The sequence below is a fragment of the Actinomycetota bacterium genome, assembly GCA_030017835.1.
Lineage (GTDB): Bacteria > Actinomycetota > Aquicultoria > UBA3085 > Oleimmundimicrobiaceae > Yes70-04.
In genome coordinates this window covers 1-24,355 of the sequence record JASEGU010000011.1, presented here as the reverse complement: position 1 = coordinate 24,355, position 24,355 = coordinate 1, and the positions used below count along the sequence as shown (strand labels likewise).

The following is a 24,355-nucleotide window of genomic DNA, read 5'->3' as shown; positions in this document are numbered from 1 at the left end:
CAATGAGGGTAAAGTCGAGAGCACGCCGCAGCCCCAAAAAAATTCCTCATCTTTAGCTGCACCGATTTGACTCGAAAAAGCTCGGGTGTTAGAACTGATTACATCTTAAATCATCCAAAGAAAGCGGGTCTTATCGATGTCGCTTGTTTCACCCTCTGCAAGCCTCGTAATCGCCCTGGCCGGACTGGCCATACTCTTTAGGTTTTTTCAGCGGCAAGTACGTAAAGAGATACATCAAGATCACCCAGGTAGTCGGATTCATTCTGACCGGTCTCTTTCTGGGGGACTCATTTTTTGGGATATTGAAACCGGGCGCACTCAATGCCCTCGAGATAATCAGCTGGTTCGCCTTGGGCTTCTGGCCTTAAACGCCGTAGCTGGAACGACATTGATATATGAATTATTCGGTCCAGCTTCGACCAAGTGGGCCATCTTCAAGGCGGGCGAGGTTCCAGAGGAACTTAAACATTGGGCGCAGCTTTAGTCCTTTTTAACCGCCTCTTTGAGAGAGGCTATTTCATCCCTTATGGCGGCCGCGTCCTCGAATCTGAGCTCTTCAGCGGCCAGGCGCATCTCTTCTTCCAGAGCCATCATTACCCTCATAAGTTCATCTTTGGGCAGTTTAAACTCGCCCCTTTTCCGCTCCTTCTTTGCAGCCGCCTTGGACGAAAGCTGATGCCCTTTGGCAACATCTAATATATCCAAGACGGCCTTCCTGATCGATTGCGGTTCGATCCGGTTCTTTAAATTATATTCCGACTGAAGCTTTCTCCTTCTGTTGGTCTCGTTTATGGCCCGCTCCATCGAGGGGGTTACGCTCTCGGCATACATTATCACTTGGCCCCCAACATTTCTGGCCGAGCGACCGATGGTCTGGATCAGTGAGCGTTCGCTTCGCAAGAACCCCTCCTTATCGGCATCAAGGATAGCCACCAGTGATACCTCCGGTAAGTCGAGCCCCTCCCGAAGAAGGTTGATGCCGACCAGTACGTCGAACTTGCCGCCCCTCAAATCGGTGATTATCTCAATGCGCTCGATGGTGTCGATGTCTGAATGTAGATAGCGGACCTTAATTCCGGCATTTGCTAGATAATCGGTCAGATCCTCGGCCATCTTCTTGGTCAAGGTGGTCACCAGGACCCTCTCCTCTTTGTCTACCCGCTTTCCGATCTCGGTCATAAGATCGTCTATCTGATGGCTGGTCGGTCTGACTAAAACCTCTGGGTCAATTAGACCAGTCGGGCGAATTATCTGTTCAACTACATTGGATGAGACGCTTATCTCGTAATCACCCGGGGTAGCGCTGACGAAGACCGCTTTATCTGTCAGAGCCTCAAATTCGTCGAATTTTAAGGGCCGGTTGTCCAGAGCTGAAGGAAGCCGAAAACCGTGCTCGACCAGAGTCTCCTTGCGAGAGCGGTCGCCATGATACATGGCCCTAATCTGAGGGATGGAGATATGGGATTCGTCGATTATCATCAAGAGCTCTTTAGGAAAGTAGTGTATCAGGGTATCGGGCGGATCGCCGATGGCTTTGCCGGTGAAGTGACGAGAGTAATTCTCGATCCCACTGCAATAACCGACTTCACGAAGCATCTCCAGATCAAAACTCGTCCTCATCTTTAGCCGCTGGGCTTCAAGGAGCTTGCCCCCATCCTCCAGTTCTTTGAGCCTGACCTTTAGCTCGGCTTCGATCGAACTTAGGCCCGCTTTAAGCCTCTTGGAATTGGTCATGAAATGGGTGGCCGGATAGATGGTCACCCTCTTGGGCCTTTCGATTATCTCACCGGTAAGAGGATTGATCTTAAGGATCTTTTCTACCTCATCGCCGAAGATCTCGATGCGCAAAGCTTCCTTGCCGAAGGCCGGGAATATCTCGACCGTATCCCCCCTCACCCTAAAGAGACCCCTTGCGAATTCGTAGTCGTTCCTCTTGTACTGGATCTCGATCAAGCGAAGAAGAAGCTGATCTAGATCTATTTGACCGCCTGCCTCGATGACGAGCATTTGGGATTGATACTCCTCGGGCGAGCCGAGGTTGTAGATGCAAGAGACCGAAGCCACGACTATAACGTCTTCTCTTAGGAGAAGCGAGCTCGTAGTCGCGTGACGAAGTCGATCGATCTCGTCATTTATCGAGAGATCCTTCTCGATATAGGTATCTGTGTGAGGGATATAGGCTTCCGGCTGATAGTAGTCGTAGTAGCTTACGAAGTATTCCACCGCGCTCTTTGGAAAGAGCTCCTTAAACTCGCCGTAGAGCTGTGCGGCCAAGGTCTTGTTGGGGGCTATGATCAGGGTTGGCCGCTTGATTTTGGCCACCAGGTGGGCCATGGTGAAGGTCTTTCCGCTGCCGGTAACTCCAAGGAGCGTTTGGTAGCGATCACCCCGCAATATGCCTTGGTATAGCTCATCGATGGCTTTGGGCTGATCGCCGGCTGGCGCAAAGGGAGCATCTATCTCAAATATCTCTTCGCTCATCTCCTGATATTATTCTTATTTTTGAAGTCTTGATTCAAATGACACCCGCCTCGGCCAAGACCTCGTCCACCTTGTCTCTGAGCCGACCCAGACTACCGTGGTTTATGATGATGAAGTTTGCGCGCGCGGCCAGTTCTTCGGCCGGAGTCTGGGCCTCCATCCTGATTCTCGCCTCGCCTTCAGTTAAGCCCTTCTCCAGCATGAGACGACCCAGCCTTACCTCATCTTTCGCCCAAACAAGTATAACCCTATCGACCAAGAAATAGATGGGGGTATCTATGAGAAGCGGCGCATCTATGACTATCAGCTGATCGGGCGAATGCGTCTTGTTCTCTTTGACGAGCTCTTTTATCTTGGCAATAATCGAAGGGTGAGTGATCTCGTTGAGATCTCTTTTAGCGATCTCATCGGTAAATATTATCGAGCCCAAGGCCTTCCTGTTGAGGCTGCAGTCCTCATTTATCACGCTCTTTCCGAAGCGGTCTGCGATCCGATTTAAAATGGGTGAACCGGGGCTCATGAGTTCGCGAGCCACCTCATCGGCGTCGATTACAAAGGCGCCTTTCTCGGCTATCATCTTGGAGACGGTGCTCTTGCCCGCGCCCGTTCCCCCCGTTACACCAATGATCATACAATCAACTCCACTAGCTTAAGTGGGTAAAGTTAAAAAACATTTTAACATATAAGGCCGGTCGCTTGAGACCGGCCTTATATGTTAAAATCTGATTCAATATTCCAATCTCACTTAATCGAAGTGGTCGTCTTGCTCATCGTTGCGCAAAACTCTTGCCCCAGATCAATCCTCTTTCTGGCCCCGCTCCTCCTTCATCTGCTTCAAGGCCTCTTCCAGTGAGCCGGGAAGCGGCTTTTTCTCCTCCGCATCCTTCGCCATTTCATGACTATCCTCAAGGATGGTGGAAGGGGCCTCTTCTTCAGGACTCGCATCCTGCTGACCAGCCTCTTCTTCCTTGTGTGCGAGCGGAGCCGACTCCTCTTCAACCTCGGCCACCTTGGATAAAACCTCTTCTTTAGGGGCGGCTTCGGCCTCGGCCATCTCTTCTTTGGCTTCGGTCTCGGGCGCAGCCGTCTTTAGGCTGAGGGAGATTTTCCTCTTCTTGAGATCTATATCGACCACCTTGGCGCTGACTTCCTGACCAATTGCAAGAACCTCTTCGGGCGTCTCGACGTGGGCTTCCGAAATCTCGGAGATGTGAATCATGCCCTCCAGATCATCACCAAAAGCGACGAAGACTCCGAAGGGAAGCATTTTGACAACCTTGCCGGAGACAATATCCCCCTTGGAGAGGCCGACAACCTTCTCTTGCCAGGGATCGGCAGTGGTCTGCTTGAGACCGAGCGATATCCTTACCCGCTCGCGATCGATATCAATGACTTGGACATCGACTTTATCACCGATCTCTACCACTTCTGAGGGGTGATTTACGTGCTCCCATGATAGCTCGGAGATATGGATCAGACCATCCAGACCGCCAAGATCGACAAAGGCACCGAAATTGACGATCGATGATACCTGGCCGGAAACCATTTGGCCCTTCTCCAGTTTGGCCAGAAGCTCTTCGCGATCCTTTTGCCTGGAATTCTCCAAGATTGCCTTGCGCGACAGGACTACGTTGTTCCTCTTCCTGTCCATCTCAATGATCTTGCACTCAAGCTCTTGGCCCAGGTACGCAGTAAGGTCCCTCACCCGTCCATGCTCGACGAGCGAGGCCGGAAGAAATCCTCTAAGACCGATGTCCAGGATCAGGCCGCCTTTGACGACCTCTATGACGACGCCGGTTATCTTCTCCTCATCCTTTGCGGCCTTGGTTATCTTATCCCAAGTCCTCTCGTACTTGGCCCGCTTCTTGGATAAGATGAGCCGTCCCTCGGAATCCTCCTTGGTCAGGACCATCGCCTCAACCTCATCGCCGACCGAAAGGATCTCACTTGGAACAACGTCTTTCTTTATGGAGAGCTCTTTTAAGGGGATTACGCCTTCGGATTTGTAGCCGATATCGACCAGGACTTCGTTGTTGTCTACTCTAACTACCGTCCCTGTTATCAGGTCTCCTTCGGTGAAGAATTTGATGGTGCTATCATAATCGGGGATCATCACCCCGTTCTCATCAAGCATCATTCCACTATCATCAAGCAAACTTGCCGTCTCACTTTCAATCATTAACCAACAAACCTCCCAAAAAAATTTTGAACGTTAAACACTTCTGCAAACATGAGGGAAAATCCTCTTTTTATTTGGCACTTCTCCAATTATGACCCATTTTTATCTCAGCTTCCAGTCCGACTTTCAAATTGCAGACGCCCTCCATGATCCGCTTGACCATCTCACTGACGGAAACGGCCTCGACGGGAGGGACCTCAAAGACCAGTTCGTCATGGACTTGAAGGATCATTTTGGTCTCCATCTTCCGCTCAATCAACTCATTCGATATTCTAATCATGGCAATCTTTATTATGTCGGCCGCAGCTCCCTGGATGGGAAAGTTTATGGCCAACCTCTCCCCAAAACTCCTCACCTTAAAATCTGAGCTCGCGAGCTCGGGAAGACGTCTTACGCGCCCAAAGATCGTCCTGACATGCCCCTCATTATAAGCTTTCTTCAACTCGTCGTCGATATATCGCTTGACCGAGGCATACCTCTCAAAATACTCATCTATATAGCGGGCGGCCTCCTCCCTCTCGATCTTTAGCTGTTCGGAGAGGCCGAAGGGACTTAAGCCATAGACTATCCCAAAATTGACCGCTTTGGCCGCCCGCCTCATATCCCGAGTGACCTCAGCCTCGGAGACCGAGAAGACTTGAGAGGCTGTGAAGGTATGGATATCTTCCCCTCGACCAAAGGCGTCTATTAGGTTGGCATCTTCCGAGAGGTGAGCTAGAATCCTCAGCTCAATCTGGGAATAGTCTGCCACAAGGAGCTTATCCTCAACCTTGCTCGGGATGAAGGCCTCCCTGATCTTTTGGCCGACTTCGGTCCTGACCGGAATATTCTGCAAGTTAGGGTTGCTGCTGGAGAGGCGCCCCGTTGCCGTGACCGTCTGGTTGAAGGTAGTATGGAGACGACCGGTCGTCTTATCAACGAGCCTAGGCAGAGGAAGAACATAGGTCGAAAGTAACTTGTATGCCTCCCTATACTGCAGAATCTTATCGATTATGGGATGAGCTCCCAAGAGGGAGACAAGGACGGATGAGTCGGTCGAATAACCGGTCTTGGTCCTCTTGTTACAATCCAGCCCGAGCCTTTCGAAGAGAACCTCGCCAAGCTGCTTGGAGGAGTTGAGGTTGAACTCCTCGCCAGCAAGAGAGAATATTTCGGCCTTAAGACCAGCAAGTTCGGCCTCAAGCTCTGCTGCAAGCTGCTTCAAAAAGGTCAGGTCGAGGCCGACGCCAACCATCTCCATGTCGGCCAAGACCGAAGTCAAGGGGAGCTCTACCTCATCGAAGAGGGGGCTCAATGAGAGTCGATCAAGCCTTTCTTTGAGAACCAAAGAGAGCTCATTCATGATGGATGCGGCAAAGGCCGCCTCGTCCTCTTCGCCTCCATCTTGGCCCAAAAACTCCCCCGTGAGCGCAGAGAGTGAGTAGTCGTTCCTTAGGGAGTCTATCAGGTAGGCGGCTACCATTACGTCGAAGCTGACTCCATTCAGCTCTATGCCAAGCTTAGCAAGGCACCTCTTCTCCCTCTTTGCGTCGTATGTTGCTTTCTTTATATCCTTCGATTCGAGAAGTGGTTTTAATCCGATGATGGAAGCCTCACCTATTAAGTAGACTTGACCGGAGCTGAAGGATACATTCATCCTTGGTCCCGTAGAGAATATGCCGCCATCGTGATCGTCACCGGCCATGATGAAGGAGAAGGCGCGAGATTCCTCTATCCTCTTTACCAAAGCGGATAGCTCGCTTGCCTCCTGAACCTCAATCACTTTTGGCCGATTGCTTGCGACTCTGTCCCCCTTGCCCAACTCCGCCTTTAACCTAGAGAAACGCGGTATTAAAGTCATAAATTCCATTCGCTCAAGAAAGACCCTTAGCTCATCGTCGCCCCAGCTTCCAAGACCCACCAAGGATGGCCGCTCGCTCAAGGGGAGCTCATCATCTAAGGTGGCAAGCTTCTTGCTTAAGAGGGCGATCTCTTTCTCATCAACGAGCTTCTCTTTCAGTTTGGCGGAAGAGATCTCGCTTAAACGCTCAAAGATCTCTTCCAGGCTGCCAAATTCGCTTACCAATTTTTGGGCCGTCTTTTCACCGATTCCAGCCACGCCCGGAATATTATCGGAGGAGTCCCCTTTGAGACCCAGGTAATCGACCATCCTCTCCGGCGGCACCCCGAAACGGTCGATAACGGCCGCTCGGTCGAAGACCTGGATTTCAGTCAGACCCTTCTTGGAGCTCAATAGATTTATCCCTTCCCCAACGAGCTGCATGACGTCTTTGTCGTTGGTCACTATGTAGACAAGATCGCCGGCCTGCTTCGACTCTTTGGCCAAGGTGGCCAGGATATCATCGGCCTCTTCGCCCTCGATCTCGATGACCGGAATCTTGAGAACCTTAAGCATCTCTTTGATGAGTGGAAATTGACTCTTCAGTTCATCGGGGGCTTCGGGCCGATGCGCCTTGTACTCGGCATACTCGCTCGCCCGTTTGGATTTACCCAGATCGAAAGCGGCTATGACTTGATCTGGCTTGTAGTCTTTTATCAGTTTGATGAGCATGGTGGCAAAACCATAGGCGGCATTGGTCGGTTGACCAGTCGAAGTCATCATGGAGGGTGGAAGAGCAAAGAAGGCGCGACAGACTAGGTTATTGCCATCCAAAAGTATTATTCTCTTCTTGCTCAAAAGTTACAGCTCCAATATCTCTTCAAATTTATCGCTTTCTCAAGTTTAATCTATCCAGTCTCTCTTTTGAAGAAGAGTTTTTCTTTGGTCGATTCAAAGGGGGCAGATATTCTCCCCTTCTCCCCAAAAAGAGCGGTCTTTAGAGTATTGGAAGATAGGTTCCAAGCTCGTACTCTGTAACTTGAGCTTTATAATTGTTCCACTCTACTTTTTTTGTTCTCAATGAAGGCTTCAAAGAGGTGGTCGCCAAGGGCTCTCTTTAAAAAGTCGCTAGATTCGGCTAGCTTAATGGCCTCGGAAAGATCGGATGGGAGCGACGTTATGCCGGCGCCCGCCCTCTCTTGATCGGTCATGTGGTAGATATTGTTGGTCACTTGGTCGGGAAGTTCATAGCCCTTCTCGATCCCCTCAAGACCGGCCGCAAGCATGACGGCAAAAGCCAGATAGGGATGGAGCCCGGGATGGAGCCGCCAAAGCCCCAGGAAGAGCAGCCCCTAGCGATAAGGGGCAGACCGTTTGCGGCCGCAAATTTGACCGCCTCCGACACATCCTTTGTGGAGGCGGGTTGGAGAACGAGGTCGGGCATTATATTGAAGAAGATCCCCTCGAACCATGAAGGAAGTTCGCCTAAATCTCTGCGATAGAGCTCTCTCTCCTCTTCGTTGTAGTCGAAATATTGATGGCCGCAAGGTTCAAAACCTTGCGGCCATTTTGAGTTGGCTCTAAGAGGAAGTTAGATCGTTAACCCTCTATTATCTTCATAGCCTCATCACGATATGACTCCATAACGTAAGGGATGCCGCTTATCTTGGCGGCCTCCTTAGTTAGAGCCATTAGGTCATTTCTTTTGATGCTCGAGATCTTGAAGTTGCGGCTGCCCGACATGAGCTGCTGCAATCCGACTTTGATCTTGTCCGAGAAGGTATAGACAGCAATGGCGCCAAGCGGCATTTCGTCTATCTCTTTGCCGTATTTAGCCTTGAGAGTCTCATAGCATACAAATATCTCTTCGACGCTGCTGCCGAATTTAGAGACGGTGTTTGGAAGCGACTCCTCTTTGAGCCATGTACCGATGTTTTTGCCGACAAAGCCCGGTATCATAAGAGCTCGGCCCATACAGACCGCCTTGGTGTGAGGCGATCCCATGGCCAGCACCTTAAAGACGTGATCCTCGGTCGAGAATCCGCCGGCGATGGCTATATCCGGGATATATTCTCCCCTCTCAGCCAGTTTGGTGCAGAGTTCGTTGGTCATAGCCTGCAGATAAAAGGTGGGAACGCCCCACTCCTCCATCATCCGCCAGGGGCTCATACCGGTTCCGCCCGGAGCACCATCGATGGTCAGAAGATCTATCTTGGCTTTGGAAGACCATTTGAGAGCCATAGCCAGTTCTCTCATAGTATAAGCCCCTGTCTTTAAGGTTACCCTCTTGGCTCCGAGAGATTTCAGCCTCTCGACCGCCGCGTAGAATTCCTCCTCGTCGACAAAACCAAGACGTGAATGCCTCTCGAACTGACGAAGAGCGCCGTCATTGAAAGCGGCTTGGTTTTCGGGGAGCGAAGGATCTGGGGTGACCAAGTATCCCCTCTTCTGAAGCTCAAGAGCTCGTTCTAAGCTGTTCACCTTGATCTCGCCGCCGATGCATTTTGCCCCTTGGCCCCACTTGAGTTCTATGGTCTCGACTCCCAGTTTATCCAAAACGTATTCGGCAACACCGAGGCGGGTATCCTCGACGTTTAGTTGGACCAGGATGTCACCATAACCATCATGATAGCGACGGTAGGCCTCGACACGCCTCTCCATATCGGGCGACTTGGTCATCTTGCCGTGTTTGTTTCTTTCGAGACCTGGATCGATTCCGCAGACGTTCTCGCCGCAAACTAGCGAGATGCCGCTTATGGCCGCTCCAGCCGCGAAATGCTCCCAGTTCTTGCGAGCTATCTCAGTCGAACCCAAAGCTCCTGTGAAGATCGGCACTCGCATCTTAACCTTATTCTCGTAACCGAACTCGGTCTCAGTATCGACCAATGGAAAGAGGGTATTGTCGGGGTTTCCAACCTCGCCTTCGGGCAGGCCTTCGGCGCCAAGAGCATAGCCATGAATGTTTAAATGAGAGTAGTCGACCGGATAATCCTTGTCACCGCCGGCTGTAACGTCGCCAAAGGGACCAGGATAAATGACTTCCCGTCCGCGGAAAGAGGCCTTGAAGACCTCGCAGTTTCCCTTGCACCCATCTATGCAACGAGTACATAGACCGGAGCCCGGGGTTACGCTCTTAGACCTATTGGAGGTCTCGGTCGCGTCGTTGCCGTTGGGTCTTTGCAAATTCATTAAAAGATCCTCCTGTGTTGATCGTCGATTCTACGGATGAAAACGAAAACCTTAAACTATCCCCCTTCCTTTAGGTTTTTTTATTAATTTCATCAAAACAGATCCCAGAAGCTTCCAAGATCCGTAAATTCCACCATCGTTGACATGGCCCGGCTTTTGGTCTCTATCCCAGCCTCTTCGACAGCGGCCAAAGGATTAAGACCTCCGGCCACGACTATCCCGATGCTATCCATCATGACGGGCGTCTCCAAGACCGGTTGATTGGGACGGCCGATGACCATGGTTCCATCGATGCCGACGCTCATAAGTTCGTCGAGAACCCCGTCCAGGCTATCTGCCGCAGCGGCCGAAACCTCGCGAAAGCCGGCTAGTATCTTGCCGAACCCGGTCTTAGCCGCCTCTCTAACCGAGGTCATCCTGCTCTTAATGAATATTTCCAGGGGATCCAAGGAAGAACCCTCATAGTTTATGAGGTCGGTGAACCTGTTGGGAGCCCCCTCTTTCATCTCCAAGATGGCTCCAAAACGGCTGCGAACCGGTATCCCCCTCTTAAAGAGAAGGCCGTTTAGGGTGACGCTGCAGACGGTCCCAAAACCGACCGCATCGGTCGGCACCTCCAGGCTACCGACCTTCTCGCCTTCAAAGGCAACCATGACCAGTTCGCTCATGCATAATTTGGCCGAAAAGACATCCTTCATTACATCTAAAGCCTCTTCGAACTGGTCGGCCGGGATCAAGGAGACGTTAAGGATTATCTTGCCGACTCGCTCTTTCAGATCGAAATCGGTCAAGTAAGACAGGCGGTCTATCTTGCTTATTATCATGCCTACCTTATCTGAAACCAGGGCATTCTTCAGTTCCTCTAGGCCTTTTTCGGTTATGACTCGACCCTGCTTCCCCTCGACCCTGGTCAGCTTGCGCTCGTCCATTATCTTTAGGTGATAACGCACGGCCCTCTCGGTAAGATCGATGCCGAGCTCCTTCAGGCGGCCAGATATGCGACTCGCCCCAATCAGTTCGTCCTCTTCACTCAAGATCTTGAGTATGGCTTGGGTCTTTCTCTCTATATCTTTGCTCACGTCGATCCCATTTCTACGGCAAACGGTTACCGTATTGCTTTATGCTGATAATTGGGTATATCCTAGCAGTCTTGGACCTTGGAATCAACATAAAATTCTTTCAAAGGGCACCGCGTTGTTTTAAAATGTTGATGACAATAGAAGCATAAGGAGGAAGTGTTGGGAGAACTTAGTAAAGAAGAGGTCATTGAGAAGATAACATCGAACAAGATAAAGTTCGTCCGCCTTTGGTTCACGGACGTGTTGGGTCTTCTGAAAAGCTTTGCTATAACCATAGATGAGCTCGATACTGCCATGACAGAAGGGATGGGTTTTGACGGCTCCTCCATTCAAGGATTTGCTCGCATTGAGGAGAGCGACATGATAGCCATGCCCGATCCGAGTACGCTACAGATACTCCCTTGGAGATCCAATGGGCAACTCGTGGCCACCATGTTCTGCGACATCTTAAACCCCGATGGCTCCTTCTACAATTGCGACCCTAGATACGTTTTGAAGAGAAACCTCGCCCGCGCAAAAGAGATGGGTTACACCTTCTACATCGGGCCTGAGCTCGAGTACTACTACTTTAAAGACTCTAAATCTACCGAGGTCTTGGATAGGGGGACCTATTTCGACCTGACCCCCTTGGATCTGGCGGTCGACCTGAGACGCGATACCGTATTGACACTTGAAAAATTCGGTATTCAGGTTGAATACAGCCACCATGAGGTCGGACCGAGCCAGCATGAGATAGACCTTAGATACACCGAAGCCCTCAAGATGGCAGACAACGTCATGATATACCGTCTGGTCGTAAAGGAAGTGGCCGAGCTGCACAACGTCTATGCCACCTTCATGCCCAAGCCAATGTATGGGGAGGCCGGAAGCGGCATGCATACCCACCAGTCTCTCTTTGTCGGAGATCGTAACGCCTTCCATGATCCAAGCGACGAATACCATCTCTCCAAGGTTGCCAAGTCCTATATCGCGGGCATCTTGAAGCACGCCAAAGAGATCTGCGCCGTCACCAACCAATGGGTCAACTCTTACAAACGCTTGGTCCCCGGCTATGAGGCTCCCGTCTACATCTGTTGGGCTCACCGCAACCGCTCGGCACTTGTCAGGGTGCCGATGTATAAGCCGGGCAAAGAGGCGGCCACCCGCATCGAGCTCCGCTCGCCCGACCCCGCCTGCAACCCCTATCTCGCCTTTGCCGTCATGCTCGCCGCCGGCCTTGAGGGGATAGAGAAGGGATATGAGCTGAGCGATCAGGTCACAAACAACATCTACGAGATGGATGAAGGAGAGAGAAAGAGGGCCGGCATCGAGTCGCTCCCCGAAGACCTCTACGAAGCCTTAAAAGAGATGGAGGGGAGCGAGCTCTTGAAGAAAGCACTCGGTGATGAGGTCTTCAGCTGGTTCCTCAAGAATAAGCGGATGGAGTGGAACGATCACAGGGCCAGGGTCACCCCTTACGAGATGGAGAAATATCTGCCCATCCTGTAATCCTTAATAAGACCGGTCGGATTGAGCTGGCCCAAGTTCCAGACTTAAACCGATTGACCGGCTTTTCAGCCTCCTCTATAATTGCTAAAGCACGGGCCGAAGTGGCGGAATTGGCATACGCGCACGACTCAAACTCGTGTGGGCTTCGCTCATGTGGGTTCGACTCCCACCTTCGGCACCATTTATTTAAGACCAGCTTAAAAAGGATAAAGGCCTCGCGCCTAGGCGCGAGGCCTTTATTGATCTCGCCTTAATAAATGCCGCTTAGAGGGATAATATCTTGACCAACTGATAGATTTTGTCGTCAAGTTCTGGTTTATTCAAGACAACCTCTTCCAGGTCGACAAGCTTCATCTCTCTGCCAGATAAACCAACCATCTTATCGCTCTCTTTGGCCTTTAGGGCGATTACTGCCTCATGGCCAAGCCTTGAGGCCAAATTGCGATCGAATGCCGTCGGCGCCCCACCCCTCTGGATGTGGCCGAGGACCGTCACCCTGACATCTAGATTGTTCTGATATTTTATCTGGGTGGCTATCTCATTTATATTGCCGGCCCCCTCAGCCACCACTATCAGGTTGTGTTTCTTGCCCCGCTTCTGGCCATATTTGATATTTTTACATATTTCGTCTATGGTCCAGGGTCTCTCTGGAATGATGACCGAATCGCCGCCACCGGCCAAGGCCGCCGAGAGCGCGATCATGCCGGAATTCCTCCCCATCACCTGGACCAGAAAGACGCGATCGTGAGATGAGGCAGTATCCCTTATTTTGGATATGGCATCGACGGCGGTATTTGCGGCGGTATCGAAACCTATGCAATAGTCGGTGCCAAAGACATCATTATCGATGCTGGCCGGAACGCCGATGGTCGGAATGGAGTATTTGGAGAAGATGTGGGCTCCGGTGAGTGAACCATTGCCGCCGATCACGATCAAGGCATCTATGTCGAGTCTCTTTATGGTTTCGACCGCTTCCTTCTGTCCGGAGAGGGTGGTGAATTCAGGAACGCGGGCTGTGCCCAGAAAGGTTCCTCCCCGATCGACCATGCCGCCGACGGAGGAGAGATCGAGCTCTTGAAAGTCGGCCTTTATTAAGCCGCTGAATCCATCCAGAAAACCAATTACTTCAAGCTTTTTATAGATTGCGGTTCTCACCACGGCCCTTACGGCCGCGTTCATGCCGGGAGCATCCCCGCCGCTGGTCAAAACGCCTATCTTTTTCATATCACTCTCCAAGTGGTCGTTTAGACTATTCTTCGGCAAATCGGCCGATTTTTCTTAGCCTTTCGTACCTACTTTGAAGAATCTGGTCGGGACTTAGGGAATCCAATTCGCTAAAGGCTTGGATCAAGGTCTTCTTTGTCTCGCTTGCCACGAAGTTGTGATCTCTGTGCGCCCCACCCAAGGGCTCAGGTATGACACCGTCGACAATGCCGAATTCGACCATCCAATCGGAGGTTATCTTCAAGACCTCGGCCGCCTCTTTGGCCCTGGTCTCATCGTGCCAGAGGATGGAGGCGCAGCCCTCCGGGGTTATCACGGAATAATAGGAGTTCTCCATCATGTAGATGCGATCGCCGACACCAATGGCCAGGGCGCCGCCGCTTCCGGCCTCGCCGATTATGATGACGACTATTGGAACAGAGAGGCTGCTCATCCTCATGATGTTTTCGGCAATGGCGGCCGCCTGGCCACGCTCCTCGGCCTCGACGCCTGGATAAGCTCCTTGAATGTCGATGAAAGAGACTATGGGTAGAGAGAACTTCTCGGCCAGATCCATCAGGCGAAGGGCCTTACGATAACCTTCTGGATGAGGCATGCCAAAGTTCCTCTCCATATTCTCCTTAATATTCCGGCCCTTCTGATTCCCTATTACCATGACGCCTCTTCCATCCAGTCTGGCTGGACCGCCGACGATGGCCGCATCGTCGTAATAGAGGCGGTCTCCATGAAACTCCATGAAATCGGCAAAGATCGTCTCGATATAATCGAAGGTGCGGGGACGATTAGGGTGGCGAGCTATCTGGACCTTCTCGAAGGGAGCAAGGTTGGAATAGACCTTCTTTTTGAGCCTCTCAATCTTCTGCTCAAGCTCCTCTATCTCCTTGGCAATCTCCTGATTTTCGAGTGAAGAGGATCTCTTCAGCTCCTCCAGCCTTATTTCCAGTTCAACTACGGGTTTTTCAAAATCCATCATGAACCTCTTCAACTTTGATCACCCAAGAAGAAGGCCAGCAATTTCGATATAACCTCTTTGAGGTTCTTTCGTTCTACAACCATGTCTATGTGGCCATATTCCAGCATGAACTCCGCCGTCTGAAAGCCTTTGGGAAGCTTTTGACCAATCGTCTTCTCGATGACCCTGGCTCCGGTGAAACCGACGAGTGACCTCGGCTCGGCGATTATAACATCCCCAAGGGAAGCGAAGCTCGCCATAACACCACCCATCGTCGGATTGGTGAGGACCGAGATGAAGGGGAGCTTTGTCTCTTTAAATCTAGCTATGGCAGCCGATGTCTTGGCCATCTGCATGAGAGAGAAGATCCCCTCCTGCATGCGAGCACCTCCCGATGAAGATATTGCGATGAAGGGAAGTCCTTCGCCTCTGGCAACCTCTATAGCCCTGGTGACCTTCTCGCCGACAACCGACCCCATGCTGCCGCCGATGAACCTAAAATCCATGACGGCGAGCACCACCTTTTTACCGTTTATGCTGCCTCTGGCCGTGATGACGGCCTCGGTTAAAGATGTCTTGATTTTTGATCTCTCTATGCTCTCCGCATAGGGCTTTTCGGAGTCGAATTTCAAGGGATCGATGGAGGTCATGCTAAAATCCAGCTCATCGTATTTGGAATCATCTACGAGGAGGCTCAAGCGCTGGATGGCCGTTATGGGATAGGGGTAATTGCACTTGGGACAGACCCAAAGATTGTTCTGAAGCTCCTTCTGATAGATTATCTCAGAGCAGTGAGCGCATTTGGACCAGACTCCGTCGGGAACGGCCCTCTTCCGAGAGACCCGGCTTACCTGGTTATATTTCTCTTTTTTTTGAAACCATTCCGATATAGGCATATTAATATGACCGACTCAAAGGGAGCATCAGCCCCCGATAGCCGCCTTCATCGCTTGAATAAACTCGTAAATCTTATCATATTCTATACCAGAGTGGTCAATCAAATCTATAAGAGCACTTCCGACGATCACCCCATCGGAGAGCTTGGCGGCGTTCTTGGCCGCCTCGGGGCTGGATATCCCAAAGCCGACCGCAAGCGGTTTTTCGGTCTTTGTGCGGATGCGCGTTAAGAAGGCGGCAAGATCCTTTGAGACCTCGCTCCTTGCCCCAGTAACCCCTGTCAGCGAAAGGCAGTAGATGAAGCCCTTGGAGGCCTCGGCTATTAAGGATATCCTATCGCCCGGGCTTGTCGGTGCGACCAAAAAGATGGTATCCAAATAATTGGCTTCGGCAATCTTTTTCCAGTCGGCCGCCTCTTCAACCGGCAAATCCGGAATTATCACGCCTGCGATACCGATCTCCTTGGCCGCCGTCGCAAAGCGCTCCTCGCCATAACGGTAGATGATATTGTAATAAGTCATTATGATTAGAGGAGTTGTTATCTTTTTGGTAAGCCTTCCTGCCATGGCCAATATATCGTCTGTATCTACGCCGTTTTTGAGGGCGACCTCATAGGCCCTCTGAATAGTTGGGCCGTCGGCTAGAGGATCAGAGTAAGGGATGCCGATCTCGATCATATCGGCTCCATTTTCGCTCAAGCCCCCTATCAGCCTTTCAGAGACCTCAAGGCTGGGATAGCCGCCAACAACGAAGGGGATGAGGGCTTTTTTGTTTGCCTTATTAAGTTCGCAAAAGACCTCTTCTATTCGGCTCAAATCTTTATCTCCAATTCTTTTACCACCGTATCCAAGTCCTTATCTCCTCGGCCCGAAAGGTTCACCACGACAAGCCCGCCCTTTGCCTCGCTACCTAACTTCTCGAGGTAGGCCAAAGCATGTGAGCTCTCAAGAGCGGGGATTATCCCCTCCATCCGACAGAGGAGCTTGAAGGCAGAAAGGGCCTCTTTATCCGTGATCGAGCCGTACTCGACTAGGGCCTCATCTTTGAGATAGCTATGCTCAGGGCCGACGCCCGGATAGTCGAGACCAGCCGAGATCGAATGGGCCTCTATTATCTGGCCGTACTCATCCGATAGGACGTAGCTTTTGGAGCCGTGCAAAACCCCAACCGATCCTTCTGCCAAGGGAGCTCCATGCTTTCCGCTCTCAAGGCCAAGACCTGCCGCTTCGACACCGATGAGTTTTATATCGCCCCCGATGAAGGGATAGAAGGCGCCGATGGCGTTGCTCCCTCCACCGACGCAGGCGATCAAGTAATCGGGCAGTCTTTCTTTAGCCTTTAGAATCTGTTCCTTTATCTCGCGTCCAATAACGGTCTGAAAATCGCGCACCATCATTGGGTAGGGATGGGGCCCGGCGACCGAGCCGATTATGTAAAAGGTATTTTGAACATTTGTCACCCAATCACGAATCGCCTCATTCATGGCGTCTTTGAGCGTCCGACTGCCCGAGGTGACCGGATAGACCTCGGCTCCTAAAAGCTTCATCCGAAGAACGTTTGGAGCTTGCCGCCTAATATCCTCCTGCCCCATGTAGATTCGGCAGTCCATCCCAAAGAGGGCGGCTACGGTGGCGGCGGCTACGCCATGCTGACCGGCACCGGTTTCGGCGATGACCCGCCTCTTCCCCATCCTCTTGGCGAGCAACGCCTGGCCGATGGTGTTGTTGATCTTATGGGCCCCGGTGTGACAGAGATCTTCCCTCTTCAAGAAGACTTCGAACCCATAGCGATCTGAAAGCCTTTGAGCGAAGTAGAGCGGGGTTGGGCGACCCGCATAATCCCTTAGGTAAAATTCAACCTCAGCAAGAAAATCGGGATCATCCTTGAAGCGAGCATAAGCCTCTTCGAGCTCGATGAGGGCGGCCATCAAGGTCTCGGGAACGAACTTGCCTCCAAATTCTCCAAAATATCCCTTTTCGTCAGGTAACATTTTTTTGCGGGACCGCCTTCAATCGCAAGGCCGGCCCTTGGCTCTCCTTATGAATTTTTCAATCTTAGGGCCGTCTTTTCTGCCCGGGGCGGCTTCGACCCCGCTTGAGACATCGACAGCAAAGGGGTGGGCCGCTTGGATCGCTTCGGCGACGTTTTGCGGGTTTAGTCCACCCGAAAGGATGAGCGGCCTCATCGAGGAGGCCTTAACTTCCCTGGCTATTTGCCAATCGAAGGTAAGCCCGCTTCCGCCTGCCCTCCCCTCAACATAAGTGTCAAGAAGAACGCCGTCTACCCCATAACCCCTTAAGGTCTCAAATTTGAAGTCGGCTGAGACCTTAAAGGCCTTGATGACCTTGTAGGCCCCCTTGAAAGCCGAGCAATAGACGGCTCTCTCCTTGCCATGAAACTGCAAACTGTCCAGACCGCACTCCTTGGCAATTTTCTGAACGGCTTGGGCCCCTTCATCCACAAAGACCCCGACCTTGGAGACAAAGGGAGGAAGCTCCATTATTATCTCCCTTGCAACGTTGGGCTCAATGCGCCTTGGGCTCGTCGCAAATACGAATCCCAGTGCATCCGCTCCATATTCGACCGCCATCAGAGCGTCATCCAGATTGGTGATCCCACATATCTTTACCCTTACCAAATTTAATCCTTCTTAAAGTTTGAGGTTGGCCTCAAAATCAGGGAGCTCAGCTAAGGCTTCCTCTATCTTCTCTTTAGGATAGGCGTAATCCTCTAAGCTTCCGCCAAGATAGCTATCGTAGGCGGCCATAACCTCATCTGGTATCTCTATCCAGCGCTCCTGGCTCACCTCTTGTTTGATTATCTCCATCGGGAAGATGGGAAGGAGGTCTTTTGGTCCGATCGGCTTGCCTGTCGCGGGGTTTAGCGGCGGAAGAAGAGGGGCGGGCAGGTCGGGCTGGATGTTATACCAAGCCGTCGGCATCTCCTTCTCGCTCAAAAAGATCTTGTTTTCGTTCATCTCTTCAACTTCTTTTAATGGTCTCTTTGAATAGCTCATCTATCTTTAGCCCGATATCGCCGCTTCGCATCAGAGCCTCCCCGATCAAGACGGCATCGACCTTGGCTTCTTCGAGGCTCAAAATATCTTCTCTGCTCTTTACTCCGCTTTCGGCCACAACAATTTTATCAGATGTTATCAGTTTATTGAGCGCAAACGTGGTCTCAATATCGACCTTGAAGGTATTCAAATCGCGGTTGTTGATGCCGATCACCTGAGCTCCGAGCTCAAAAGCTCTTTTCAGCTCATCCTCGCTGTGAACCTCGACCAAGGTGGCAAGCCCAATCTCCTCTGCAATCTGGATAAATCTTTTTAATTCGTCATCCTTTAAGACGGCCGCAATAAGAAGGATGGCGTCGGCCCCAAAGACCTTTGACTCGTAGATTTGATACTCATCGATGATAAAGTCTTTGCGAAGTATGGGAAGTGAAACGGCCCTTTTGACCAAGCTTAAATAATCAAGATTGCCCAAAAAATGCTTCTCTTCAGTGATCACTGAGATAGCAGAGGCTCCGGCCGCCTCATAAATCTTCGCGATTTTTTTAGCGTCAAAATCATCCCTTATGATTCCGGCTGAGGGGGAAGCCTTCTTTATCTCGGCGACCAGGCTCAAACCAGGAGCCCTAAGGCTCCCTTTAAAATCGCGGCTAGGGCCGGCCTGGGCCGCCCTGGCCTTCATCTCTTGGAGAGAATGGCGGCTCTTTGTCTCCATTAGTTCAGCTCTTTTGCCCGCGATGATTTTATCCAAGATCATGATCTAGCTCTGCCCCTCGTGTTTATTCTCATCGCTAAAGGCGATGAGTTGATCCAATTTTTCTTTAGCGCGTCCTAAATCGACCGATTCAGCCGCAAGAGCTAGGGCCGCCTTTAGATCCTTGGCCTTTTTACCGACCAGGATGGCCCCGGCCGCGTTCAAGAGGGCAATATCCCTCTTTGCGCCCTTCTTGCCAGATAAGATATCTAAGGTGATCTTCGCATTCTTCTTAGCGTCGCCGCCCAAGATATCTTCAATCTTGACCCTCCTTAGCCCCAGATCTTCTGGCTCTATGTGGTAGCTCTTTATTTTACCCCCTTTGAGCTCGGTTATCCGGCTCTTGCCCAAGGTTGAAAGCTCATCTAAGCCGCCCGCCCCATGGACGACCAAAACATGGCGGCCGTCCAGCTCGCGGAGAACCTCGGCGAAGACCTCGGTCAACCCCTCCTCATAGACCCCGATTATCTGGGCTTTGGCCCCGGCCGGATTGACCAGGGGTCCCAGCATATTGAAGACCGTGCGAATCCCAATCGCCCTTCTGACCGGCATCACATACTTCATGGCCGGGTGAAGTGACGGAGCGAACATGAAGCCGATCCCCACCTCGTCTATGCATCTTGCAACCCCCTCTGGCTTAAGGGAGATATTTACCCCTAAGGCTTCCAAGAGATCTGCGCTCCCAGAGGCACTCGAGATGCTGCGATTACCATGCTTGGCGATGGTCACCCCGGCCCCGGCCGCGATGAAGGCTGCTGTCGTCGAGATGTTAAAGGTTCCGCTGCAATCGCCGCCGGTGCCACAGGTATCCACCAATAATTTCGCGCTTGGGGTCACCCTCTCGACCTTATCCATCATCACTCCGGCAAAGCCGGCGATCTCGGCCGCTGTCTCCCCCTTCATCCTAAGAGCGGTCAAGAAGGCCCCGATCTGACCATCTGCCGCTTGACCGCTCATGATCTCCTCCATCACCGCCCTTGCCTCATCGAAGCCGAGATCCTTATGAGAAACGAGCTTCTTGATCGCTTCGCCTATCATCTCTCCTCCTTCTGATCGAACTTACCATAGTCCATGTCTAAAAAATTCTTAAGTATCCTTTTCCCCTCGGTCGTCAGGATGGATTCGGGGTGGAATTGGATGCCCTCCAAGATGTGCTCTTTGTGCCTAACGCCCATTATGACCCCATCGGCCGTCCTGGCCGAGATCTCAAAAACCTCTGGCAAAGACTTCCTCTCGGCGATGAGCGAGTGGTAGCGGGTGGCCGTGAAGGGATTTGGAATATCTACAAATACGCCCTTGCCGTCGTGGTAAATCTCGCTCGTCTTGCCATGAACTGGAACCTCGCCCCTTATGATCTTTCCGCCCAGCGCCTGGACTATCGCCTGATGGCCCAAGCAGACGCCTAGAATCGGAATCCTTCCCATAAATTCCTTGATGAGATCCATCGAGATGCCGGCCTCGCTCGGCGTGCAGGGGCCGGGCGAGATGACTATGTGACCTGGGGCCATCTTTTTGATCTCGCTCAAAGCTATCTTGTCATTTCTTGCAACTTCGATCGTTGCTCCAAGCTCGCCAAGATATTGGACCAGATTGTAGGTGAAGGAGTCGTAATTATCTATAACGAGTATCATTATCAGACCTCATTCCATAAATGCTCACAAAAGACCTTCTTTGGCCATAGAGACGGCCTTTAACATGCCTTTAGCTTTATTTTTTGTCTCCTCGTATTCGCTCTCGGCCTTTGAATCGTAAACGATACCCGCTCCGACCTGTACATATGCCTTCTCCTCGTGAATGAGGATCGTGCGAATGGTTATGGCCGAGTCAAGATCGCCAAGGTAGCTGAAGTAGCCGATTGCCCCAGCGTATGTGCCTCTTCTAACCTTCTCCAGCTCATCGATTACTTCCATCGCCCTGATCTTGGGAGCGCCAGAGACGGTGCCGGCCGGAAAGACCGAAGCGATGGCGTCAAAAGCGCTCTTTCCCTCCTTGAGCTGACCCGTAACGGTCGTAACTATATGCATCACGTGAGAGTATCTCTCTACGGTCATGAAATCCTCCACTTCTACGCTGCCCGCCTTGGCCACCCGTCCGATGTCGTTCCGTCCAAGATCCACAAGCATAAGGTGCTCGGCCCGCTCCTTGGGGTCACCCAGAAGATTGGTCTCGAGCTCCAAGTCTTCGGCCGCGTCTCTTCCCCTCGGCTTGGTCCCCGCGATTGGACAGGTTGAGACGCTTTGCCCGGTCACCTTGACCAACGATTCGGGAGAGGAGCCGATGATCTTTGAGGCACCAAGCTTCAAATAATACATATAGGGTGATGGATTTATTATCCTTAGCGCCCGGTAGATATCGAAGGGATCGCCATCGAATTTGGTCGAGAAGCGCTGAGAGAGGACCACTTGAAGCAGATCGCCCGCCCTGATGTACTCCTTGGCTCTCTCGACCATGGCCAAAAAATCGTCCCTTTCGATGTTTGATGTCACCTTGGAGCCCCCGGCGATCTTGGGCTTTAATCCACCGCGAGGATAAGAGCCATCTATCTTTTTTACGAGCGTGTCTATCTTTAAGCCAGCGTCCTCGTAAGCGGCCTTTGCATCCCCATTTATGTGGGCATTTGCCACAACCTTTATCCTGTGAGCCAGATGGTCGAAGATCAGGATGGTGTCGGTAAAGAAGAAGACCATATCATTGAGGCCGAGATCATCTTTGGAAGATATCTTAATATCCTCGAAATTTTCCACCATGTCGTAGGCGATGTAACCGACGGCTCCCCCAAAGAATGGCGGAAGCCCCTCAATCTTGGCGGGGTTGTAGGTCGAAATTATTTCTTCGATTGCAGAGAGAGGATTTTTTAGCTTGAGCTCCTTCTTACCAGAAGCGTCCTCTACCCAGACCGACTTGCCCTTTGCCCACACCCTAAGATAGGGGTCAGAGCCTAAAAATGAGTAGCGGCCGAACCTCTCCCCTTTTTCGGCGCTCTCCAAAAGAAAGGCGTAATCGCTCCCCGCTTCGATTTTTCGAAAGGCCGAGACGGGCGTCTCGGTATCGGCGATGAGATCTCTATAGACCGGTATCAGATTATGATCTTTTGAGACTCTTTTGAACTCTTCAAAATTTGGATAGTACACGTATAAAACCTCCAGAAATAAAAAAATCTTCCACCTCTAATCAAGAGGCGAAAGATTATCTTCCGCGGTGCCACTCAAATTCCCCATATCAACGGGGCACTCATTCAAACGCTCCAGATCAGCTCCTTTTACGCTTGGTCCCTTTTAACGGCGGGGCCTCCGGCTAGGCTAATCTCCACCTTTTGGATTTCACTTCGCGCCCAAGAAGTCCATTCACTTAAATCCTTTGGCGTCGGTTTTCAGCTACCCCGACTCTCTTATTGCCAACTATGTTTAAGCTACTAATCTTCCTCATCGGCTTTGAATATTGATTTAAGATAGATTATCAAAAAAATAATGCTTAGTCAACGATTATCTCTTTGAGCCTCATTAAAACAGGTTCGTTGGCTTATGCCGCTTTTAAGATGAGCCTTTATTTGCTTCAGCGGAAAAATGATTTTAGTCCTTAATTTGAGCGGAGGCATCTTTGCGAGATCACCCAAGTAGCTCTCATGCGCGACTCCGGTCTCTTACAATCCCGTTATTTGCTCTTCTTTTTACAGACCTTCTTGCCCTTTCGCTTTCCCAGAAAGTAGGCAAAAAGGGTCATCTCAAGAAAGGCCATCAAGATCACGGTGATGAGAGATGTCCTGGCAGCGTCGCTCTCCTTGACCTTTTTGGAGACCTCTTTACCTATCTCATCCAACCTCTTTTGAAGATCACCCTTTGAGATGCTTTGCTCATCAACCAAATTGATCACTTAGCCTTTTTTATAAATATGATACCCATTATCAAAAAGACTGCCCCTACTATCGAATAAGAGACGGGATATGACCCTGTCAAATCGACCAAAACCAAAAAGGCGGCGATGGAAAGAAATGCCGCAGCAAAAGAGAGGGAAATTGCCGCCATTAAGCTGGAGAAGAGCTTGGACTTGGCTTCCATTATCGGCTCGATAACATTCTCGTCGACCAATGACCTCAGTTCCTGAGCCAGATAGGTCTTGACTAAATCCAATGCTTCCAATAGCGTCGAGATGATGCCGCCGTAATTGATATTATCAAACACCTTTATTCCCCACCTCTATTCCTAATCGATTATTCGGCCACTACCTTAAGGAATATTATATACCTTATTGCAAATTTTTTCCTAAAGGACCCGGATTCGAACGATTTGACAGAGCCAGAAATCGTTTTTTGACAAAGCATCACAAAATAAATTCGAATTATACAAATTTAAGCCAACCGCTAACCGAAGGCAAGGGAGACATAAAAACCGTAGATAAAGGGGCCAAGGAATAGGGTCAGCGCTCCGCCAAGGGCAAGTGAGGGGCCGAAGGGTATAAGTTCGCGCTTGCCTCTGCCCCCAAAGTATATGAGAAAGAGGCCAATGAGTGAGCCGAAGAAGAAACCCAAAAATAGAGCAATCCAGATGTAGCGGCCAAGATAGAGCCCCATGAAGGCGGCAAGTTTTATGTCCCCTGCGCCCATCGCCTCCTGCCTAAAGATCTTTTCGCCGGCCAGCGCCACAAAGTATAAAAAGAGACCGCCCGAAAAAAGACCGATGAGCGACTCTAGCGGTGAGTTAAGACCAATGAGTGGAAATTTAAGCGGATAAATAAAAGAGGCGGCGGTAAAGATGAGTGAGACCAAAAGGGCCGGATAAATTATCTTATTTGGGATTATCATCTCACGCAAGTCAATGAAGGCAACGATGATTAGGACTCCCAAAAAGAAGATGGAGGGCGCAAGCTCAAGGCTAAGTCCAAATTTATAAAATGAGGCGGCAAATAGAGTGGCCGTCAAGAGTTCCACGGCTGGATAGACGGGCGATATCTTCTGACCGCAAGAGCGGCAGCGCCCTTTGAGGATGAGGTAACTTATTAGCGGGATATTGTCGTAAGGCTTTATGGGCTGATCGCAATTTGGGCACTTGGAGGCGGGGGCGACTATTGACTCGCCCCTTGGTAAGCGACTGATCACCACGTTGAAGAAGCTTCCGATTATGAGGCCGAAGATGAAAACGATTGCCAAAGCTAGGGGCTGCATCTATAAGCCTTTCTGACGTGATTTGCTAAAGCGCAAAGAAAATTATAACAGTTTTGAAAGTGGGAAGAGTCAAGCCCACAAAGTTCTGTAAATGGTGTCCTCCTGAGATAAGAGTCATTCAG

At 51.0% G+C, this 24,355-nt stretch carries 22 protein-coding genes, 1 tRNA gene and 1 pseudogene; 3 read left to right on the top strand and 21 right to left on the bottom strand.

Translation table 11 applies throughout. The annotated features are described in order from the left end of the window. Nucleotides 1–136 precede the first annotated feature (136 nt). Nucleotides 137–484, top strand: coding sequence for a hypothetical protein (locus QMD53_04155; GenBank protein ID MDI6799850.1), 348 nt, complete (start codon nucleotides 137–139; stop codon nucleotides 482–484). On the opposite strand, the gene uvrB is transcribed toward QMD53_04155, so the two are convergent. The 7 genes from uvrB to QMD53_04120 all read right to left on the bottom strand — a co-directional run bounded on the left by uvrB (nucleotide 481) and on the right by QMD53_04120 (nucleotide 10,747). Then, nucleotides 481–2,481, bottom strand: a complete 2,001-nt coding sequence (gene uvrB / locus QMD53_04150) for an excinuclease ABC subunit UvrB (protein ID MDI6799849.1) — start codon at nucleotides 2,479–2,481, stop codon at nucleotides 481–483. The genes QMD53_04155 and uvrB overlap by 4 nt on opposite strands. Before the next feature lie 34 nt (nucleotides 2,482–2,515). Continuing rightward, on the bottom strand, nucleotides 2,516–3,112 hold the full coding sequence (gene coaE, locus QMD53_04145) for a dephospho-CoA kinase (GenBank protein MDI6799848.1): 597 nt from the start codon (nucleotides 3,110–3,112) through the stop codon (nucleotides 2,516–2,518). Between the two features lie 165 nt (nucleotides 3,113–3,277). After that, nucleotides 3,278–4,615: a 30S ribosomal protein S1 gene (rpsA, locus tag QMD53_04140; GenBank protein MDI6799847.1), complete on the bottom strand. Its 1,338-nt coding sequence runs from the start codon at nucleotides 4,613–4,615 to the stop codon at nucleotides 3,278–3,280. Nucleotides 4,616–4,730: 115 nt separating this feature from the next. Further along, nucleotides 4,731–7,337, bottom strand: coding sequence for a DNA polymerase I (gene polA / locus QMD53_04135; GenBank protein ID MDI6799846.1), 2,607 nt, complete (start codon nucleotides 7,335–7,337; stop codon nucleotides 4,731–4,733). 188 nt (nucleotides 7,338–7,525) lie between these two features. After that, the gene (locus QMD53_04130; GenBank protein MDI6799845.1) at nucleotides 7,526–7,765 is read right to left on the bottom strand and encodes a hypothetical protein; all 240 of its coding nucleotides are present in this window, start codon (nucleotides 7,763–7,765) and stop codon (nucleotides 7,526–7,528) included. A gap of 313 nt (nucleotides 7,766–8,078) precedes the next feature. Next, complete coding sequence (locus tag QMD53_04125) at nucleotides 8,079–9,668, bottom strand: FMN-binding glutamate synthase family protein (GenBank protein MDI6799844.1); 1,590 nt, start codon at nucleotides 9,666–9,668, stop codon at nucleotides 8,079–8,081. Nucleotides 9,669–9,760: 92 nt separating this feature from the next. Further along, complete coding sequence (locus tag QMD53_04120) at nucleotides 9,761–10,747, bottom strand: NrpR regulatory domain-containing protein (GenBank protein ID MDI6799843.1); 987 nt, start codon at nucleotides 10,745–10,747, stop codon at nucleotides 9,761–9,763. Between the two features lie 159 nt (nucleotides 10,748–10,906). On the opposite strand from QMD53_04120, the gene QMD53_04115 reads away from it, so the two are divergent. Then, on the top strand, nucleotides 10,907–12,235 hold the full coding sequence (locus QMD53_04115; GenBank protein ID MDI6799842.1) for a glutamine synthetase family protein: 1,329 nt from the start codon (nucleotides 10,907–10,909) through the stop codon (nucleotides 12,233–12,235). Between the two features lie 95 nt (nucleotides 12,236–12,330). Continuing rightward, a tRNA-Leu gene (locus QMD53_04110) sits at nucleotides 12,331–12,416 on the top strand. Between the two features lie 83 nt (nucleotides 12,417–12,499). On the opposite strand, the gene pfkA is transcribed toward QMD53_04110, so the two are convergent. The 14 genes and pseudogenes from pfkA to QMD53_04040 form a co-directional block, all read right to left on the bottom strand. Continuing rightward, nucleotides 12,500–13,459 carry a 6-phosphofructokinase gene (gene pfkA, locus QMD53_04105; GenBank protein MDI6799841.1) on the bottom strand — a complete coding sequence of 320 codons (960 nt, stop codon included), beginning with the start codon at nucleotides 13,457–13,459 and terminating at the stop codon, nucleotides 12,500–12,502. Between the two features lie 25 nt (nucleotides 13,460–13,484). After that, nucleotides 13,485–14,429 (bottom strand): acetyl-CoA carboxylase carboxyltransferase subunit alpha, encoded by a 945-nt coding sequence (locus QMD53_04100; protein ID MDI6799840.1) that lies wholly within the window; start codon nucleotides 14,427–14,429, stop codon nucleotides 13,485–13,487. An 11-nt stretch (nucleotides 14,430–14,440) separates the two neighbouring features. Beyond that, nucleotides 14,441–15,307: an acetyl-CoA carboxylase, carboxyltransferase subunit beta gene (accD, locus tag QMD53_04095; protein ID MDI6799839.1), complete on the bottom strand. Its 867-nt coding sequence runs from the start codon at nucleotides 15,305–15,307 to the stop codon at nucleotides 14,441–14,443. A gap of 27 nt (nucleotides 15,308–15,334) precedes the next feature. Beyond that, nucleotides 15,335–16,123 carry a tryptophan synthase subunit alpha gene (gene trpA / locus QMD53_04090; GenBank protein ID MDI6799838.1) on the bottom strand — a complete coding sequence of 263 codons (789 nt, stop codon included), beginning with the start codon at nucleotides 16,121–16,123 and terminating at the stop codon, nucleotides 15,335–15,337. Further along, entirely contained in the window at nucleotides 16,120–17,298 is a 1,179-nt protein-coding gene (gene trpB, locus QMD53_04085) for a tryptophan synthase subunit beta (protein MDI6799837.1), read from the bottom strand. Before trpB ends, trpA begins: the two co-directional genes overlap by 4 nt. Nucleotides 17,299–17,316: 18 nt before the next feature. Then, nucleotides 17,317–17,946, bottom strand: coding sequence for a phosphoribosylanthranilate isomerase (locus QMD53_04080; GenBank protein MDI6799836.1), 630 nt, complete (start codon nucleotides 17,944–17,946; stop codon nucleotides 17,317–17,319). Between the two features lie 129 nt (nucleotides 17,947–18,075). Continuing rightward, nucleotides 18,076–18,285 (bottom strand): annotated as a pseudogene (locus QMD53_04075) (TrpB-like pyridoxal-phosphate dependent enzyme). Between the two features lie 4 nt (nucleotides 18,286–18,289). Further along, on the bottom strand, nucleotides 18,290–19,078 hold the full coding sequence (trpC, locus tag QMD53_04070; GenBank protein MDI6799835.1) for an indole-3-glycerol phosphate synthase TrpC: 789 nt from the start codon (nucleotides 19,076–19,078) through the stop codon (nucleotides 18,290–18,292). A gap of 3 nt (nucleotides 19,079–19,081) precedes the next feature. After that, the gene (gene trpD, locus QMD53_04065) at nucleotides 19,082–20,113 is read right to left on the bottom strand and encodes an anthranilate phosphoribosyltransferase (protein MDI6799834.1); all 1,032 of its coding nucleotides are present in this window, start codon (nucleotides 20,111–20,113) and stop codon (nucleotides 19,082–19,084) included. Further along, nucleotides 20,110–20,706, bottom strand: a complete 597-nt coding sequence (locus QMD53_04060; GenBank protein MDI6799833.1) for an aminodeoxychorismate/anthranilate synthase component II — start codon at nucleotides 20,704–20,706, stop codon at nucleotides 20,110–20,112. Before QMD53_04060 ends, trpD begins: the two co-directional genes overlap by 4 nt. 24 nt (nucleotides 20,707–20,730) lie before the next feature. Next, complete coding sequence (gene trpE / locus QMD53_04055; protein ID MDI6799832.1) at nucleotides 20,731–22,206, bottom strand: anthranilate synthase component I; 1,476 nt, start codon at nucleotides 22,204–22,206, stop codon at nucleotides 20,731–20,733. A gap of 520 nt (nucleotides 22,207–22,726) precedes the next feature. Then, the gene (locus tag QMD53_04050) at nucleotides 22,727–22,936 is read right to left on the bottom strand and encodes a hypothetical protein (protein ID MDI6799831.1); all 210 of its coding nucleotides are present in this window, start codon (nucleotides 22,934–22,936) and stop codon (nucleotides 22,727–22,729) included. A gap of 5 nt (nucleotides 22,937–22,941) precedes the next feature. Continuing rightward, the gene (locus QMD53_04045; GenBank protein MDI6799830.1) at nucleotides 22,942–23,253 is read right to left on the bottom strand and encodes a hypothetical protein; all 312 of its coding nucleotides are present in this window, start codon (nucleotides 23,251–23,253) and stop codon (nucleotides 22,942–22,944) included. A 179-nt stretch (nucleotides 23,254–23,432) separates the two neighbouring features. After that, nucleotides 23,433–24,218: a prepilin peptidase gene (locus QMD53_04040; GenBank protein ID MDI6799829.1), complete on the bottom strand. Its 786-nt coding sequence runs from the start codon at nucleotides 24,216–24,218 to the stop codon at nucleotides 23,433–23,435. Between the last annotated feature and the right edge of the window lie 137 nt (nucleotides 24,219–24,355).